Origin of the sequence: Angelakisella massiliensis (assembly GCF_900104675.1) — a bacterium.
In the GTDB taxonomy this organism is placed as follows: Bacteria; Bacillota; Clostridia; order Oscillospirales; family Ruminococcaceae; genus Angelakisella; species Angelakisella massiliensis.
Map to the genome: position 1 here is coordinate 510,300 of NZ_LT629945.1, position 16,405 is coordinate 526,704.

General features: G+C 53.8%; 18 protein-coding genes, 2 tRNA genes and 1 pseudogene. 8 read left to right on the forward strand and 13 right to left on the reverse strand.

What is annotated here, in order from left to right; genetic code table 11:
• Positions 1-139: 139 nt before the first annotated feature.
• The 3 genes and pseudogenes from BQ5383_RS21535 to BQ5383_RS20700 all read left to right on the forward strand — a co-directional run.
• Positions 140-193 (forward strand): annotated as a pseudogene (locus tag BQ5383_RS21535) (zinc-ribbon domain-containing protein); the annotation flags it as partial.
• Between the two features lie 87 nt (positions 194-280).
• Entirely contained in the window at positions 281-1,171 is an 891-nt protein-coding gene (locus BQ5383_RS07635) for a zinc-ribbon domain-containing protein (protein WP_235821956.1), read from the forward strand.
• A 24-nt stretch (positions 1,172-1,195) separates the two neighbouring features.
• Positions 1,196-1,453 carry a hypothetical protein gene (locus BQ5383_RS20700; RefSeq protein ID WP_139193385.1) on the forward strand — a complete coding sequence of 86 codons (258 nt, stop codon included), beginning with the start codon at positions 1,196-1,198 and terminating at the stop codon, positions 1,451-1,453.
• A 217-nt stretch (positions 1,454-1,670) separates the two neighbouring features.
• On the opposite strand, the gene BQ5383_RS07640 is transcribed toward BQ5383_RS20700, so the two are convergent.
• Positions 1,671-2,360 carry an alpha/beta hydrolase gene (locus tag BQ5383_RS07640; RefSeq protein ID WP_071430870.1) on the reverse strand — a complete coding sequence of 230 codons (690 nt, stop codon included), beginning with the start codon at positions 2,358-2,360 and terminating at the stop codon, positions 1,671-1,673.
• 52 nt (positions 2,361-2,412) lie between these two features.
• Complete coding sequence (locus BQ5383_RS07645) at positions 2,413-3,447, reverse strand: alcohol dehydrogenase (protein ID WP_071430872.1); 1,035 nt, start codon at positions 3,445-3,447, stop codon at positions 2,413-2,415.
• A gap of 473 nt (positions 3,448-3,920) precedes the next feature.
• On the opposite strand from BQ5383_RS07645, the gene BQ5383_RS07655 reads away from it, so the two are divergent.
• Positions 3,921-4,400 carry a TspO/MBR family protein gene (locus BQ5383_RS07655; RefSeq protein WP_235821957.1) on the forward strand — a complete coding sequence of 160 codons (480 nt, stop codon included), beginning with the start codon at positions 3,921-3,923 and terminating at the stop codon, positions 4,398-4,400.
• Between the two features lie 137 nt (positions 4,401-4,537).
• Here the strand turns inward: BQ5383_RS07655 and BQ5383_RS07660 are convergent, their stop codons facing one another.
• The 5 genes from BQ5383_RS07660 to BQ5383_RS07680 all read right to left on the reverse strand — a co-directional run bounded on the left by BQ5383_RS07660 (position 4,538) and on the right by BQ5383_RS07680 (position 6,740).
• The gene (locus tag BQ5383_RS07660; protein ID WP_071434945.1) at positions 4,538-4,921 is read right to left on the reverse strand and encodes a metal-dependent transcriptional regulator; all 384 of its coding nucleotides are present in this window, start codon (positions 4,919-4,921) and stop codon (positions 4,538-4,540) included.
• Between the two features lie 132 nt (positions 4,922-5,053).
• The gene (locus tag BQ5383_RS07665; protein ID WP_076944461.1) at positions 5,054-5,413 is read right to left on the reverse strand and encodes a DUF2500 domain-containing protein; all 360 of its coding nucleotides are present in this window, start codon (positions 5,411-5,413) and stop codon (positions 5,054-5,056) included.
• A gap of 21 nt (positions 5,414-5,434) precedes the next feature.
• Positions 5,435-6,250: a CAP domain-containing protein gene (locus BQ5383_RS07670; protein ID WP_071430878.1), complete on the reverse strand. Its 816-nt coding sequence runs from the start codon at positions 6,248-6,250 to the stop codon at positions 5,435-5,437.
• Between the two features lie 290 nt (positions 6,251-6,540).
• A tRNA-Glu gene (locus BQ5383_RS07675) sits at positions 6,541-6,615 on the reverse strand.
• A gap of 48 nt (positions 6,616-6,663) precedes the next feature.
• Positions 6,664-6,740: transfer RNA gene (locus tag BQ5383_RS07680), tRNA-Met, on the reverse strand.
• 195 nt (positions 6,741-6,935) lie between these two features.
• Between BQ5383_RS07680 and BQ5383_RS07685 the strand changes: the two genes are divergently transcribed.
• The gene (locus BQ5383_RS07685) at positions 6,936-7,388 is read left to right on the forward strand and encodes a NanQ anomerase/TabA/YiaL family protein (RefSeq protein WP_071430880.1); all 453 of its coding nucleotides are present in this window, start codon (positions 6,936-6,938) and stop codon (positions 7,386-7,388) included.
• A gap of 42 nt (positions 7,389-7,430) precedes the next feature.
• On the opposite strand, the gene BQ5383_RS07690 is transcribed toward BQ5383_RS07685, so the two are convergent.
• Positions 7,431-8,405 carry a CPBP family intramembrane glutamic endopeptidase gene (locus BQ5383_RS07690; RefSeq protein ID WP_071430882.1) on the reverse strand — a complete coding sequence of 325 codons (975 nt, stop codon included), beginning with the start codon at positions 8,403-8,405 and terminating at the stop codon, positions 7,431-7,433.
• Positions 8,406-8,441: 36 nt separating this feature from the next.
• On the reverse strand, positions 8,442-9,107 hold the full coding sequence (locus BQ5383_RS07695) for a LemA family protein (RefSeq protein WP_071430883.1): 666 nt from the start codon (positions 9,105-9,107) through the stop codon (positions 8,442-8,444).
• A 345-nt stretch (positions 9,108-9,452) separates the two neighbouring features.
• On the opposite strand from BQ5383_RS07695, the gene typA reads away from it, so the two are divergent.
• Positions 9,453-11,282: a translational GTPase TypA gene (gene typA, locus BQ5383_RS07700; protein ID WP_071430886.1), complete on the forward strand. Its 1,830-nt coding sequence runs from the start codon at positions 9,453-9,455 to the stop codon at positions 11,280-11,282.
• Positions 11,283-11,605: 323 nt separating this feature from the next.
• Here typA and BQ5383_RS07705 read toward each other — a convergent pair whose 3' ends face one another.
• The 4 genes from BQ5383_RS07705 to BQ5383_RS07720 form a co-directional block, all read right to left on the reverse strand.
• Entirely contained in the window at positions 11,606-12,292 is a 687-nt protein-coding gene (locus BQ5383_RS07705; RefSeq protein WP_083389890.1) for an amino acid ABC transporter permease, read from the reverse strand.
• Entirely contained in the window at positions 12,293-13,042 is a 750-nt protein-coding gene (locus tag BQ5383_RS07710; RefSeq protein ID WP_071430888.1) for an amino acid ABC transporter permease, read from the reverse strand.
• Between the two features lie 169 nt (positions 13,043-13,211).
• Positions 13,212-14,069 carry a transporter substrate-binding domain-containing protein gene (locus tag BQ5383_RS07715; RefSeq protein ID WP_071434952.1) on the reverse strand — a complete coding sequence of 286 codons (858 nt, stop codon included), beginning with the start codon at positions 14,067-14,069 and terminating at the stop codon, positions 13,212-13,214.
• A 78-nt stretch (positions 14,070-14,147) separates the two neighbouring features.
• On the reverse strand, positions 14,148-14,870 hold the full coding sequence (locus tag BQ5383_RS07720) for an amino acid ABC transporter ATP-binding protein (RefSeq protein ID WP_071430890.1): 723 nt from the start codon (positions 14,868-14,870) through the stop codon (positions 14,148-14,150).
• 418 nt (positions 14,871-15,288) lie between these two features.
• Between BQ5383_RS07720 and BQ5383_RS07725 the strand changes: the two genes are divergently transcribed.
• Together BQ5383_RS07725 and BQ5383_RS07730 are read left to right on the forward strand one after the other, a co-directional pair.
• A complete protein-coding gene (locus BQ5383_RS07725) occupies positions 15,289-15,471 on the forward strand; it encodes a hypothetical protein (protein WP_071430892.1) in 183 nt (60 codons plus the stop codon).
• A 100-nt stretch (positions 15,472-15,571) separates the two neighbouring features.
• Positions 15,572-16,339: a sulfite exporter TauE/SafE family protein gene (locus BQ5383_RS07730; protein WP_071430894.1), complete on the forward strand. Its 768-nt coding sequence runs from the start codon at positions 15,572-15,574 to the stop codon at positions 16,337-16,339.
• Positions 16,340-16,405 lie beyond the last annotated feature (66 nt).

Consider the following 16,405-nt stretch of genomic DNA (forward strand, 5'->3'; position numbering starts at 1 on the left):
AAATGATTCGGGGAACATACCCTGGGAGGGGGGAAATGAAATCAAAGAAAGCTTATCCGCATATTGTCACCGCCAAAACACTCTTTGGCTTCTTCTGCAATGGGATGGGGAAGCCAACGCGCCATTATCCCCCGATTCCATCCCGTATGGCAGCACAAAAAAAGTATGGTGGAAATGTGAAAACGGCCATCGCTGGCAGGCAACCGTTAATAATCGCACCTCCGGCGGTACCGGATGCCCCTACTGTTCAGATAAAGCAGTTTGTCCAGGTGAAAATGACTTGGCAAGCCGATATCCAGATTTGGTCAAAGAATGGCATCCAACCAAAAATATTCCGCTGATGCCCAGCGATGTGTTGCCCGGAAGTGAGAAAAAGGTTTGGTGGCAATGCTCAAAAGGCCACGAATGGATCGCAGAGATCCGGTCCCGCGTAACAGGCAGCGGCTGTCCTATCTGTACCAATCGTAAAGTGTTAATTGGTACGAACGACTTGGCAACCCTATATCCCCATTTGGCCAAAGAATGGCATCCAACCAAAAACGGAGAATTGATGCCTGACTCTGTAACCTGTGGTTCCAAACGCAAAGTTTGGTGGCAATGCTCAAAAGGTCACGAATGGTGTGTTTCGGTTCAGTCCAGAGTATTGAATGACACTGGGTGCCCCGTGTGCGCCGGAAGAATCATCATACCAGGAGAAAATGATTTGGCTTCCCATTTTCCGGACATTGCCAAAGAATGGCATTCTGAAAAGAATAACGCTCTTTTACCCTCCATGGTAGCCCCATTTTGCAAACTTCATGTCTGGTGGCGATGTCCTTTCGGCCATGATTATATAGCTACCGTGGAAAGCAGAACAGCAAAACACTCCGGCTGCCCATATTGTGCCGGAAAAAAAGTGCTGCCAGGGTTCAATGATTTGGCAACCTGTCAGCCTCAAATTGCGGCTCAATGGCATCCCTCTCTCAATGATTCTCTCACACCCCAGATGGTCACTGCCGGTTCCCATAAAAAGGCTTGGTGGATTTGCGCAGCAGGTCATGTCTGGAAAGCTGCGATTTACTCCCGCACCGGTAAGCAGCAGCGCGGCTGTCCAGTATGTGCGGGTGTCGTCAGCGGAAAAAGGAAATTGCGGTACGAGAAAATGATGGCAGAGATCAAGTACAAGGGGTAACAGCCAGATTGGTGAAGAGATTGGTTGGAAAAGTGCGCTGCTGAGCTTGTAATAACATACTGCTTTATTGCAACAAACCGCAAAGGTGTCCCCAGCAAATCAACGCTGGCGGCGCCTTTAAACAGGAACATGGAAGCTTTGAAAGCTTCTTTTAAAGAACAATGCTGCCAGCCATCAATCGTGGCCGGCAGCATTGTCTTTCTCATCTCTTTTTCTGTTAAATCTAAAGCGTCAGGAAAAAATTCAGCACCGGAGCACCATATGACCTGCTCCATCCACTGAAAAAGTACCACTTTTTATGAGCATAATCCGTCAGCCGCTTCCGCCAGATAAAAATCCTCTGTATGGCTGTCCGGGAAAATTATAAACAGTGGTTTAATATGTATCCATATTTTCCGGTGGGTTCCCCACCACGCTCACCCAAAAGAATCGCCATACTGTTCTCTCTTTAAGTCTCCCTTTAAATCAGGGGCCTCACCTGCTGCCAGTCAACTTTTCTTTAAGCTGGGCCATCACAAGCAGGGGGGTGCTCCACTATTCTCTGAATTCCTCTGGCAATACGCCGGTGGACGTCTTGGAAATGTCCTCCCGGCCAAAATTCCAGCTCTACAGCAATCCCCTGCCTTGACAGCAGCTCGGCGGCGGAGCGGGTGGCATTCTCCACCTGAGCCAAACGAAGATTCCGGGTCCGTTTTTCTTTCTCGCCCAGAGAAAGATATACTTTCTGGGGCGGACAAACCAGCGGCTCCCGTTCCAGCAGCTGCAAAAAACCATCATACCACAGAGAACCGGACATAGATGCCGCCAGCTGAAAACAGTTTGTCTGAGTAAGAGACCAAAGGGCAAACAATCCTGCCAGAGAATATCCCGCCAGCGCCCTGCGCCGGGGATGAAAATCCATCATTTTCTCTCCCTGGGGAATCAGCACCTCTGTGAGCAGCGTTAAAAAGGCGCCGCCTTTACCGGCAAAATCCGTTCCTTTGCCAAAGGCCCCTGGAGCGGGCCAGGGAGAAAGATCCCTGTTCCAGTCCAATCCCCCCACGGCTCCCAAAACAGGACGGGGGGAAGGAAGCAGCTCCCATACAGCCTCCCCTTCCTCTGGAGAAAGGGGACAGTAAACTGCATCTCTTGCTTCTCCCTCACTGAAGTAGGTGAGCGTATAGCCTTCTGCTTTTATTTGGCGGCACACAGTTTCTTCCTCCCCTCAGTAAAAGCTCCCGCGCAGATACGTTCTTTCTCCTTCAAGGGATGATGGCTACCTTGATCACGCCTTCCCTGCGATGTTCAAAGAGATCATACGCCGCCTCAATCTCTCTCAGGGGATAGGTATGGGTGATCAGCGGAGTGGTATCGATTTTCCCCTGGGCGATCAGTTCCAGTGTCTGGGGGCAGTTGCAGCCGTCCACTCCTCCGGTTTTGAATATGAGATTTTTTCCATACATCTCCGGCAGCGGCAGTATCTGAGGTTCGTCATACAGGGCGATCACCGTCACAATGGCATTGGGACGGGCGCATTGCCAAGCCAGCTGGAAGGTGGAAGGGCCTCCCGCTGCCTCCAGCACCACATCCGCCCCTCCATGGTCACTGTGTTCCCGCACAAAATTCACCGCTTCTTCCGGGCCCACTGTGAATACGCCAGGATAAAGGCGATTGATGAATTCCCGGCGCTGGGGGTCCTGTTCACAGACAATCACCTGCCGGGGGCCTTTCAGCAGCACACACTGAAGCGTACAAATACCAGTGGGACCCGCGCCGATGATCAGCACCGTATCCATGGGGGAAATTTCGGAAATCTCCGCCCCCCAATAACCGGTGGCCAGAATATCTCCCACAAACAGGGCCTGGCTGTCTGTAACCTGGTCCGGAATCCGGTTGAGGCCCTGGTCCGCATAAGGGACACGGACATATTCCGCCTGACCGCCGTCAATGCGGCATCCCAATGCCCAACCGCCATTGGGGTCAGTGCAGTTGTTTACCCAGCCGTTGCGGCAGAAAAAGCATTCTCCGCAAAAGGTTTCCACATTCACTGTCACCCGGTCGCCAGGCTGCACGGTGGCAACATCCGGTCCTGTTTGCTCCACGATACCCACCATCTCATGCCCCACGGTGATCCCAGGTACCGCCCGGGGAACAGAGCCATGCTTGATATGCAGGTCGCTGGTGCAAATGCTGGCAAGCGTCACCCGAACAACAGCGTCACGGCTGTCCTGAATGGTTGGGCGCGGCTTATCCAAGAGGCGAAAATCTCCTTTTCCACAATAAGTGTATGCAAGCATGACGGTTCCTCCTTTTGACAGACTGCTCAGCCGTTCTTTGAATCACACCGCAGCCTGAGTCATTTCTTGTTTTTTCTGACATTGTTTCCATCTGTCCGGAAAATTGGATGGACTTTTTCCTGATATTCTTTTGTGCCGGAAGCTGCTGATAAAGCCTCCGGCTGTCTTTTTCCTTTCCCCCAGATCTCCCCTTTGATAAAAGCAGCAGCCTTCTGCACCACTGCCGGAACAGAGTTGTTTTCTCCCGCAGCAAACAAGGGACAGCCAGAAAGAAATCCGGAAAAAGAAAACCTCAAATCATCCATTGATATTTTTTTCATTATACTCCCCTTCCTGCCGTTGAACAAGGCAGAGTGCCGCTCAAAATGGATGTTTTAACGCAGATGATATTGCCTGGGATATTTCCAGCTTTCACCTGCACTGAGCATGAATAGCGCCCCCTTTTCCCCGCATATCCTAATTTCGGGGTGATCATGATGGAAAAAAATCAATGGAAAACCTATCTGTTCTGGATCGCGGCAGCGGAAGGAGCCGGCGCTCTTTCCGGATGGCTGAGCCGTCAGGGAACCGCCATCTATGAGCAAACTGTAGTCAAGCCGCCTTTTTCCCCTCCGGGTATCGTTTTTCCCATCGTGTGGGCAATTCTTTTCGCCCTCATGGGAATCAGCGCTGCCCGCATTTCCCTCACCGCACCATCTGAGCAGCGAAGGAAATGTCTGCGGCTGTTTGTGCTTCAGCTGGGCGTAAACTTTTTGTGGAGCCCCATTTTCTTCAACTGGCAAAAATTCGGGCTGGCGCTGATCTGGCTGCTGCTGTTGTGGGTACTGGCGCTGAGTATGATCCGCTGTTTTTATCAGCTGGACCCACCTGCCGCGTGGCTGCAAATTCCCTACTTGCTGTGGCTGACCTTTGCCGCCTATCTGAACTTTGGGGTATGGATGCTTAACCGGTGAAAAACACGCTTGTTTTCATGACTTCGCGCATATCCCTCTGCGTGTGCCAAACTTTTTCGACACGCTCAAAGGGCGTTCCCTGCCGGGAACGCCCTTTTTCATTTATCTGTCTTTCAGATCATACAGGCACTTTCCTTTTATGCCTCGCCGCCGCTCTGATAGCGGGCTACATGCTCCTTTATTTTGTCAAAGGATTCCCGGCTGATCACATGCTCCATCCGGCAGGCATCCTCTGCTGCTGTGTCAGGAGAAACTCCCAGTGACACCAGCCAGGTAGATAACAGCCGATGCCGTTCGTACACCCGCTCCGCGATCTCCAACCCCTTTGGGGTGAGGGTAATCAAACCGTCCTTATCCATTTCGGCATAACCGTTTTGACGCAGCAAGCTCATGGCGCGGCTTACACTGGGTTTGCTGAATTGGAGATAGGCAGCAATATCAATGGAACGAACCGTTCCGTTCTGATTACTCAACACCAGAATCGCTTCCAGATAATTTTCGGCTGATTCCTGGATTTTCACAACAACCCGCTCCTTTTCCGCTCTCTCACCAATGGGCAAATTCATACGGGAGCGGTATTTTTGCTTATTGTAACATAAATCCCCCGGCGGCGCAACCAAGGCCATCGGGGGAAAAGGCTTCATCAGAAGGAGTCACTTCCGCTCAAATCCCACATATCTTGTTCCCTGGAAGGTCAGGCTTCCCCGATCTCCCTCAACCAGCATTCCATACTCCTCGCCGGAAAGGCACAGCTCCATCCGGTCTCCGCTTTCCACCTGAAAAGTGACATAGTAAGTGGTATGTCCCATGTGGTTTTTGCTCCCTCTGTGATAATTGGTCCGCCGGGATACCACCTGGGCCTCTACCGTCAGCACAGGAGAAGCGTTATTGCGTTTCCACTGCCGGACACTGCGAAACAGGGAAGCCACAACCACTCCCATGGTCAGAAAGAAAATAAGGAAAAAGAACAGAGGAAACAAATACTCAAAAAATCCCATCATCCCAAAGCCCATGGAGCGCCATCTCCCTTGCTGTCAATATTTGCAGAACAGAGCGGTAGCGTAGGATTCCCCTTCGTTCTCATCCAGGGGACAGGTGAGGATACCTACACCGATAGAAGTAAACTCAGGATAAATCATCTGCGCGTAATGATCGGGGCTGCTTTTCCACAGGCTGAACCACCGGTAGGCGGAAACCTCCTCGTCAGCGGGGCGATTGGACCAGGCCAAATTTTCCGCCGCCAGGGTATAATCCACCGGCACATCAATCTGCAAAACAGTTTCCCAGGGGTCGCCGTTATGACGATGATGACCAAAATAATTATAACGGTACAGCTCCGCACTGCGCACACGGGCAGCCAGCGCCAGATCCTTATCATAGGTCAGCGGCTCCAGGCCCAAAGACTTCCGTTCCTTATTGATCAGCAGGATCACCTCTGCCTCCACAGCTTCCAGGTAGGAGCTTCCTTCAAACTGGGGGGCCACATACACCCGTCCCCCTTCGGAATATCCCAGCGGCAGCTCTGTGGCGTCGCTGGCGGACTGCTCGGGCAATTCCGGTATCTGGCTCTGGCTCTCAGGCACAGAGGATGACTGGGAGGAAGCCGGCGGCAGGCTTTGGGACTGGCTGGAAGAGCTGCTTTCAGCCGGAGCCTCACTCTCCTCCTTGGAAGATGACTGGGAAGAGGAGGATTCCTCCGAAGAAGACCTGGGAATAAACTCTGCTGGCTGGGAGGAGGTGGAAGAACCGGCTCCGGAAGAAGGTGACTGCGGCATATCCGAGGGCATACAGGCCGCAACCAGAGAAAACAGCACCGCAACCGCAAGGATACAAGCGATACTCCTTTTCATCAGACAACCTCCATCTTGGCCGGAACGTTACCGGCTTTCTTCTGCCTCATTGCAGATTCTTGTTTCATTATAGAGTGAACACCTGTAAAATGCAACGAATAATGATGGCAAAAAATTAAATAAACCGTGAAAAAATCTGTGATTTTTCGGTAAATTTTTTATGTTCACCCACATTATTACAAGTGTCGTTTTCCCCCTGCTTTTTTTGCAGCAAAAAGGGGAAATTTCTCATTTTTTGCAGAAAAGGCAGATAAACGAAAAATTCCGGCTGCATCAGCAGCCGGAATTATTGGTGACCCGTACGAGAATCGAACTCGTGTTACCGCCGTGAAAGGGCGGTGTCTTAACCGCTTGACCAACGGGCCTTAACCTGCAATGGGCGATAAAGCTCGACTTTATCGCCCATTGCTTCATGGTAGCGGTAGTGGGATTTGAACCTACGACACTTCGGGTATGAACCGAATGCTCTAGCCAACTGAGCTATACCGCCATATGAACGCCTTTAGCAGGCGAAAGTTATTATACCGGATTCATTCGAGAATGTCAACACTTTTTTCGCTTTTTTTCATATTTTTCTTTCTCTGTTTAAAACGCTCTTGCCCCTGCCCCTCTGGTATGCTATGCTCAGGCTGGATCTATGCTCTGTTTGAGCCATTCTAAAGCCATCAGAAGGGAGAACACCGTTATGCTCACCGGAAAAGTACAGCCAGCATCCCTGTACAGTCTCTGCCTGCCCCATTGGGAGGATATCCTCGCCTTTGCCGCCACAGCAAAAAACCTTTCTCCCGGCTCCTACCAGCTGGAGTGCGGAGTACGGGTGCTGGTAAAAAGCTATGACACCAAAGCCCCCGAACAGTGCAGATACGAATCCCACCGCAAAACAATCGATCTGATGATTGGCCTGGAGGGGGAGGAATACATTTATGTTCTCCCCGCCCAACAGCTGACCCCGTCGGAAGAACAACCGGAAAGGGACGCCATCAAATATCACGAAAATCCGCTGCTGGGGCGGGTGCTGCTGTCCCCAGGCAGTTTCGCCGCCTTCTTCCCGGGAGAGGCCCATGGTGTAGGAGTCTGGACCCAGGGGGAGAAACAGCCCCTGAAAAAGCTGGTGGTAAAGCTTCCTGTTGAGGAATGATCCCAGCGAAAACAAGGGGTTGAGATTAAATACAGAAGGACCTCAAACCCTTGTGACAGTGGAGAAGGTGGTGTACAGATACATCCCCACTGCCAGCAGCATGGGAATACTGGTGCAGACGCAAAAAGCCAATTCACCCGGCAGCAGCAGCTTGTCCCGGGCAGGCGCCAGGGCAAACACTGACCCGAACCGCACCCGAAGCCACACCAGGCATGGAACAGCCAATATCAGCGCCGCCCCAATGCCATTCCATGTGAAGGCGAGAGCCGCCCCGGCAGGCAGAAGCCATTGGGCCACTGTCATGACCCAGGCAAAGCTATTGTATAAAAAGTGGATGGCAATGCCGGTGAAAAGACTGCCGGAACGGACAGTAAACACACCCAGCACCAGCCCCATGAGCAAGGCCGTGGGCATCTGCCCCAATGTGGTGTGGCAAATACAAAAGGCCACAGCGCTGACCGCCACCGCAAACCGGTCTCCATACCGGCGCAAAGGCTGGAGCAGCACCCCCCGGAAAAGCAGTTCCTCAAAAAACGCAGGAAGCACCGCCGTGGACAAATAAGAAAGCAATAACGGCCAAAAGCCCGGCGCCAGCGCCGGGCGGTATGAATCTCCTTCCAGGCCCAGCCGGCCCAGCCAGTTGAGCAGCAATCCTCCCAGGAAATTTGCCGCCATAGCCAGCCCCAGGGCAGCTCCCACAGCGGGAAGGAGATAATCCCTCCGGGGAACAGACAGCGGCAGCTGACGGGCGGGGCCATCGGGAAAAATGGCCAAACCGCACAGGATGGCCCCTGCCATGGAAAAACTATAGCTGGCCATGGACATCAGCTGCGCGCCGGTGATACTCAAAGATACTCCCCAAAGCTCCATTACCCGCTGAAGCCCCAGCAGGCAAAAACGTGCCACATTGCTCAGCAGCAGCAGCACCAGCAGCGTCACCCCTGCCGCTGCCAGCAGCTGGCGCAGCTGACGAAGCGCCAGACGCCTGCGGCTGTACAGATCCCCGTCCTCAAACATCCTGTTCTCTCCTTTTCCCGCTCCGGCGGGGGTTGGTCACTCCTCACAAACCACTGACGCCCCTTGGGTTCCAGCGGATACGGTGAAGGCATTATAGTATTCCAGCCCAAGCATCTGCCCCACAAAGCACCCGGGGAAACGGCTCAGGTCGTTATTATAGGACAACACCGCCTCATTATAGCTTTTGCGGGCAGCCGCCATCTGGGTCTCCACATCCGTCAGCTTCTGCCACATTGTCTGAAGCTGGGACGTCTCCCCTGTAATTCCTTCGCCCTCCGGCAGCGCCAGAAGGTACAACACCGCCTGGCTGAGCTGTTCGTCGGCAGCAATTTTTTCATCCATCGTCACAGCGCTGGTCATGGCATCCCGCGCCGCCTTCAGCTGCTCCACCGCATCCGGATCAAGCTGCGGTGAGTTTTCTGCCGCCGATACCAATCCCGGCAGCAGGGCATTGCGCTGCTCAAGGCGCAGATCCAACCCTTCAATGGCGCTTTCCACCTGCTGTCTGCCGCGGACCAGACGGCGGCCCGCTGCCACAGACCATGCTCCAGTGAACACCAGCGCCGCGGCCAATGTCAGCGTCATCCAACGAAGACGCCGCTTTACGGCAGCATCCATTCTCTTGGTACCTCCTTTTGAGACCGGATTTCCGGCCTGCCACCAGCGGAAGCTCTCTCCCGCCGTTTTTTCCTGTGCTCTCATGGAGAGACTCCTCCCTTCCGGCAATTCCGCCCATGGGGCAGCTATCAGGTAAAGATCACCTTTCCTTTCCAGGAAAAAGGCTTCTGATCATTTTTGATGTTGATTTTATTATACCCTCCCGCAAAACCGACTTCAATAAACTCCCGTAACATCTTCATGACCATATTGTGAACCTGATACGAAACCGCCTGCTTTTTTATGACAAAACCGGCAAAAATACGATTTTAGGGAGAAATTTTCCTGCTGTGGGGGGACAAGGGGTTCCATTTTCCGGGTGTTGGTGATATAATCTGAAAGTTAAGGGAAAAATCTGTACGATATGCTTAGAATTCAGGAGGTATCCTTGTGAAAAGGGAAGATCTGAGAAACATTGCCATCATCGCCCACGTCGACCACGGCAAGACCACCCTGGTGGACGAGATGCTCAAGCAGGGCGGTACCTTCCGCAGCAATCAGGTGGTTCAGGACCGTGTTATGGACTCCAATGACCTGGAGCGGGAGCGGGGCATCACTATTCTGGCCAAAAACACTTCCACCACTTATAATGGTGTGAAAATCAACATCGTGGACACCCCCGGCCACGCCGATTTCGGCGGCGAGGTGGAGCGGGTGCTGAAGATGGTGGACGGCGTGCTGCTGCTGGTGGACGCCGCCGAGGGCCCCATGCCCCAGACCCGTTTTGTACTGGAAAAGGCCCTGGCGCTGAATCTGCGGGTCATCATCATCATCAACAAAATCGACAAGCCTGACGCCCGTATCAATGAAGTGGTGGACGAAGTGCTGGAACTGCTGATGGATCTGGGCGCCACTGACGAACAGCTGGACAGCCCCACCATTTTCTGCTCCGGACGGCAGGGCACCGCTTCCTATTCCCCCAATGTTCCCGGCGAGAATCTGGCTCCTTTGTTTGACACCATCATCAGCTATGTACAGCCTCCCCAGGGAGATGAAACCGCTCCTCTGTCCGTTCTGGTTTCCAGCGTGGACTACAGCGAGTATGTGGGCCGCATCGCCGTGGGCCGCATCGAGACCGGCGTGATGAAGGTGAACACCGAAGCTGCCGTCTGCGATTACCACAATCCCAACGTTTCCGGCAAGGCTAAGATCACTGCCATTTATCAGTATGACGGCCTCAAGCAGACCCCTGTGGAAACCGCTACTGTAGGTGACATCGTCGCCTTCTCCGGCATTGAGGACATCAACATCGGCAACACCGTCTGCGCCCCCGGCTACCTCAATCCCATCCCCTTTGTGAAGATTTCCGAACCCACCATGGAGATGACCTTCTCCGTCAACGACAGCCCCTTTGCCGGTAAAGAGGGCAAATGGGTCACTTCCCGTCAGATTCGGGACCGTCTTTACAAGGAGCTGCTCAAGGACGTCTCTCTCCATGTGGAGGACACCGACAGCGCCGACAGCTTCCGGGTGCTGGGCCGTGGTGAGATGCATCTGTCCATCCTCATCGAAACCATGCGCCGGGAAGGCTATGAGTTCCAGGTGGGCGCCCCCAAGGTGCTGATGCACAAGGATGAAAACGGCAAGATGCTGGAGCCCTATGAGGAATTTGTGGTGGACGTTCCCGAGCAGTATATGGGCAGCGTCATGGAGAAGATGGGCACCCGCAAGGGTGAGCTGCAGTCCATGGCTCCCAAAGGCAGCCGGATGGAACTGAAATTCATCGTCCCCTCCAGAGGCCTGTTCGGATATCGCAGCGAGTTCCTTACCGACACCCATGGTGAGGGCATTCAAAGCTCTATTTTCCACAGCTACGGAGAATTCAAGGGTGAGATTTCCAGCCGTAAGGTGGGCAGCCTCATCGCCTTTGAAACCGGAGAAGCGGTGGCTTACGGTATCTTCAACGCTCAGGACCGCGGCATGATGTTCATCGATCCCGGCGACAAGGTTTACGCCGGTATGGTGGTGGGCAGCAACCCCAAAGGCGAGGACATCACCGTCAATGTCTGCAAGCGCAAGCATATGACCAATACCCGTGCCAGCGGCAGCGACGACGCTCTGCGTCTGATCCCCCCCAGACATATGAGCCTGGAGGAGTGCCTGGAGTTCCTGGCTCCTGACGAGCTGCTGGAAGTAACCCCCAAACACATCCGCATCCGTAAAAAGCTGCTGGATCATGCCCAGCGAATGAAAGCCGCCGCGGCGAAAAAAGAGAAATAAAAATTTTCTGTCTGATAAAAACAGCGCCCCGATCTGTAATTGGATCGGGGCGCTTTTTTTGAATATAGGGAAAAGCTGGCATCCTTCCGGGAAGGCCGCCATATCCCCCGAATAAGCCGCCTGGTTTCTGATAAAACCAGCAAAGATGTCTCCGGTTTTCTACACCTTTGTGGGCTGAGAGAGGGATATAAAATCGGGCATAGGTCCTGATTTCACGACTTTCAAATCGCAGTATCTTTCAAGATAATTTTCAACAACTGAAACAGCGCCCCGGTCCATAACAGGATCAGGGCGCTGTTTGGTTTTTATATTTTTTTCATGGCTCAGGCGGTAACAGCAGACAGGTCCTCCAGGGTGGGTTTGCGGCCGGTCTTGGCGGACTGACGGCGCACCGCCGCGGAAAGAAGGAAATTGATGGTGAAATACACCGCTGCCATCAGGGCGAACAGGGTAAACACCTGAGCGGTGGAGGTGAAGCGGCCCATAAGGATCATGCCCTTGCCGGTAAACTCCTCAATGGCCACCGCCCACAGGAAAGAGGAATCCTTGACGATGGTTATGACCTGGGAGAGGAGAGCGGGCACGATGGAGCGGAAGCACTGGGGCACTACAATGAACCGGAGCACCTGCAGGAAGGTAAAACCCTGAGAATGGCCCGCTTCAAATTGCCCCTTGGGGATACCGCCGAGGCCACCCCGGATGATTTCGGCGATGATGGCGGTTTCAAACAGTGTCAAGGACACCACACCGGACCAAAGAGGCGGAATAGGTGTGAGGAAGCGGATCCCCAGAATCCACAGGATCAGGGGGGTGTTCCGCAGCACCTCAATATACATCGCCGCCAGTTTGCCCCAAAATCCCAGGCTGTAGCTGCGCAGCAGCGCCAGGATCAGCCCCAGGCAGATACTCAGCAGAATGGTGCTGCCGGCATAAAATATGGTCATCTTCAAACCGTCCAGAAGAAACAGCAGGTTTTCAGCGGTGAGGACCGAGAGAATATCCGTCATCATTCAGATCCCTCCCATCTGGGTTTGGGGCGCTGCCAGCGCCTGCGCGGGGGCTTTTTTGGACACTGCCACAGGAGCGGCAGCCTTGCGGTGCATCCGCTGCTCCAGCTTCCTGGCCATGGTGGACAGGGGGAAGCAGAGAATGAAATACAGCAAACCGGTGGTAACATAGGCGGGGCCGTAGAACAGCTTGCTGGCTGCCAAGGAATCCGCCTGATACATCAGGTCGCCGCCGGCGATGATGGCCAGCACCGAGGTATTCTTGATCAGATTGACCGCCTGGTTGGTGAGGGGAGGCAGAATCAGCCGGAAAGCCTGGGGCAGAATGATCAGGCGCATGGCCTGGACATAGGTAAAGCCCTGGCTTTTGGCCGCTTCCATCTGGCCGGTGGGAATGGACTGGATGCCGGTGCGGACTACCTCGCTGATGTAAGCGCCGGTATACAGGCCCACTCCCAGCACGCCGATGGCAAACTGGTCCATTACCACCCCGGCATAGGGGAGCACATAATAGAAAAAGTAGATCTGGATGACCAGCGGAATATTCTGAAACAGCTCCACATAGCACCGCACCGCCCGGCGCAGGGCTTTGTTGTTGGAGGAGGACAGGATGCCCAGCACCACCCCCACCGCCAGCGCCAGTGTCAGGGACAGCAGGGCGATGACCAGTGTGCGGGTGAAGCCTTCCGCCATGGCCTCCCAGTTGGTGAAAAACCGAAGCCATTTATCCAGGGAAAAAGGAGAAGTTTTCATAACCGTGTCCGCCTCCTTCGGAAATCGTGAAAACAAGGGTCATGGCCAGCCGGCCGGAAAAGTATCCCGGAGAGGCTGGCCTCGCCATTTACATGGAAAATACTGTGTCTTTGTCAAGGAAACAGTGGGTTCCAGCCGGAACCCCGGGCTGTTGGGGGCCTGCCGCCGTTTACAGGTTCCAGGCGGCGATCATTTCATCCAGCTCTCCGCTTTCCTTCAGCTGGCCGATGAAATCATCCACAAACTCCGCCAGATCGGTGGCGTCCAGTCTGGTGGTGACGCCGTACTCCTGAGGCGCGTAGGTCTCATCCAGAATGACGGTGGTATCATCCACATAGCCGCCCAAAATGGAGCCGTCCACCGAGAAGCAGTCTACACGTCCGGAATCCAGGGCTGTCTTGATCTCAGGATAGGTGGGATACTCGTTGAAGCTTACCTTGATGCCCAGTTCATCGGCTGCCGCCTGGAGGATCTCCCGGGAAGTGGCGCTCTGGGCCACACCGATGGTTTTGCCGTCCATATCCTTCAGGCCGGTGATGCCGGAATCCTTCTTGACCATCAGCTTGACAGCGTCGGTGTAGTAGGGCTGGGAGAAATTATAGGTAAGCTTCCGTTCCTCTGTGATGGTGAAGGTGGCAATGACCATATCCAGCTCGCCGGTATCCAGCAGCGGGCCTCTGGTCTTGGCGGTGACTGCCTGGAGGCTGATGGCTTCAGGGTCGCCCAGAATGGCTTCCGCCAGCTTTTTGGCCAGGTCGATCTCAAAGCCTTCAAACTCGCCGGTGGAGGTGTTCTGCAGGCCAAAGCCGGGAACATCCGCCTTGACGCCCACTTTCAGCACACCGTTTGCCTTGATCTGGTCCAGAACGCCGCTGGAAGCAGCGGAACTTTCGGCCGCGGAGGAAGAAGCGGCGGAATCAGCGGCGGAGGAGGCGGTGGAGGAGGCTGCGGAAGAAGCACCGGAACCGCTGCAAGCGGTGGTCAGCAGCATAGCGGCAGCGAGGAACAACGCCCAAAACTTTTTCATCATCATTTTCATCCTTTCATCAGTAAAGTCACCTTATATCCGGCGGAGAAGCTCTCCGGGGAAATCATCGTACATAAATCAGCGGAGAATCTTGCTCAGAAATGCCTTGGTCCGCTCATGGGTTGGATTTTCAAAGAAATGTTCCGGAGCACCCTCCTCCAGGATGGTGCCCTGGTCCATAAAAATGACCCGGTCGGCCACCTGTCGGGCAAACCCCATTTCGTGAGTGACCACCACCATGGTGATATTCTCCCGGGACAGGCGGATCATCACATCCAGCACCTCCTGGACCGTCTCAGGGTCCAGCGCCGAGGTGGGCTCATCAAAGAGGATGATCTTCTGGTGGGTGGCAAGGGCCCGGGCAATGGCTACCCGCTGCTGCTGGCCGCCGCTGAGGGTGGCGGGATAAACATGAGCCTTCTCCCGCAGCCCCACAATGTCCAGATACCGGAAAGCCTGCTGCTGGGCCTCCTCCTTTTTCAGCCCCTGGAGGCGGATGGGAGCGAGGGTGACGTTTTCCAGCACCGTCATGTGGGGATAAAGATTAAACTGCTGAAAAACCATGGCGATGTTTTTCCGGTTCATCTCGGTTTTGTTCTTGTGGGTCAGCTCCACCCCGTCGATGTATACATGGCCGGAGGTAGGCTCCTCCAGGAAGTTCATGCAGCGGATCATGGTGCTCTTGCCGGAGCCGGAGGGACCGATGACCACCAGTTTTTCTCCCTCCTTCACTTCCAGGTTGATATTTTTGAGAACGTGAAGATCACCAAAATACTTGTTGACATCTACCAGCCTGATCATAAAGGAACCGGCCTCCTTTTCACCAGATTTTTTTCGTGGAGCAAAGCGAAAGATATTTTTGCAAGTTTTATTTTACAACCTTTATTTTATAGTATGTTGTTTTTATGAATGTTGATATTTATTATACTCTCAATCCCGTCAAAGTCAAGTGTTTATCTGTCTAATTTTATCGAGATAAAGTACAAATATCATTTAAAATTTTCTTCTGCCAGTTGTTTATTTTGCATAACTTTTAAAAAATCCTTCATATTTTGATTGTACTCCTGCATTTTTCCCTTGTGGGGGACCAAAAACGCCGCCGTTCCTTCATCCAAAGCGTCAAACAAAACGCAGCAGGGTTGACACGCAGCCTCCATGGGGCTTATAATCAAACTTGTTCCCGGCTCCAAGGAGCCTGTGTCGGACTGGAGGTAAAACCATGAAATTCTTGCGGACCCTGTGCCTGCTGCCCGCGGCCATGCCCCTGACTGCTGTGACGGCCCTGGCGGTAGACAACCCCTTCACCGGCGACAACAGCATCATTCCCCTGGCTCTGGGCGGTATGGGCGTCGCGGCGGTGGTACTCATCGTAGTGATGGTGCTGACCCGAAACAAAAAATAAAAGAACGGCCTGCTTTTTCGGACCCGTCCGGGCAGGCTTTTTCTTTGTCTTTTTTGCTCCTGCCATAAAACTGTATTTTCATCCGGAAAGGGCGTTTTTTATGTTCATTCCCACTTTGAACACCTATCTGATTGTATGTCCTCTGGTTTTTCTGGCCGGCTTTGTGGATTCGGTGGCCGGCGGCGGCGGGCTGATCTCCATTCCCGCCTATCTCTTCGCCGGGCTGCCCATTCATATGGCTTACGGCACCAACAAGCTCTCCAGCTGCTCCGGCACCTCGGTGGCCGTCTGGCAGTACAGCCGCAGCGGCTACATCCACTGGCGCACTGCCGCCTTCGCCTGCGGAGGTGCTTTGTGCGGCTCCTTTCTGGGCGCCAAGCTGGCTATGTTCCTCAGCGAAACCTACCTCCACTATTGTTTGCTGGCCATCCTGCCGGTAGTAGCTGTCTTTCTCATCTTCAACCGCAATTTCGGCAAAACCCCTCATCCCCGTTCCTTTTCCCCTGCCGCCGCTTCCCTGCTGTCGGTGGCCATCGGACTGGTTCTGGGCTGCTATGATGGATTCTTCGGCCCCGGCACCGGCACCTTTTTGGTCATTGCCTTTACCGCTCTGCTGGGCCAGGAACTGACTGAGGCCACCGGCAACACCAAGCTGGTCAATCTCTGCTCCAACGTGTCCGCCCTGTGCGCCTATCTGCTGGGGGGCAAAGTGCTGTGGACAGTAGGCATTCCCGCGGCTCTCTGCAACATCGCGGGCAACTGGCTGGGCGCCCATCTGGCAGTTCGCAAGGGTGCTTCCTTCATCCGGCCTCTGGTACTGCTGTCAGTGGGAATGCTCTTTATCAATCTTGTGGGGGATCTGATGTAGAGTTCTCCTCTCCCTGCCAAAATCCCCTGTCCAAAGAAAAGATGAAAAAATTTTGATATTCTCTTT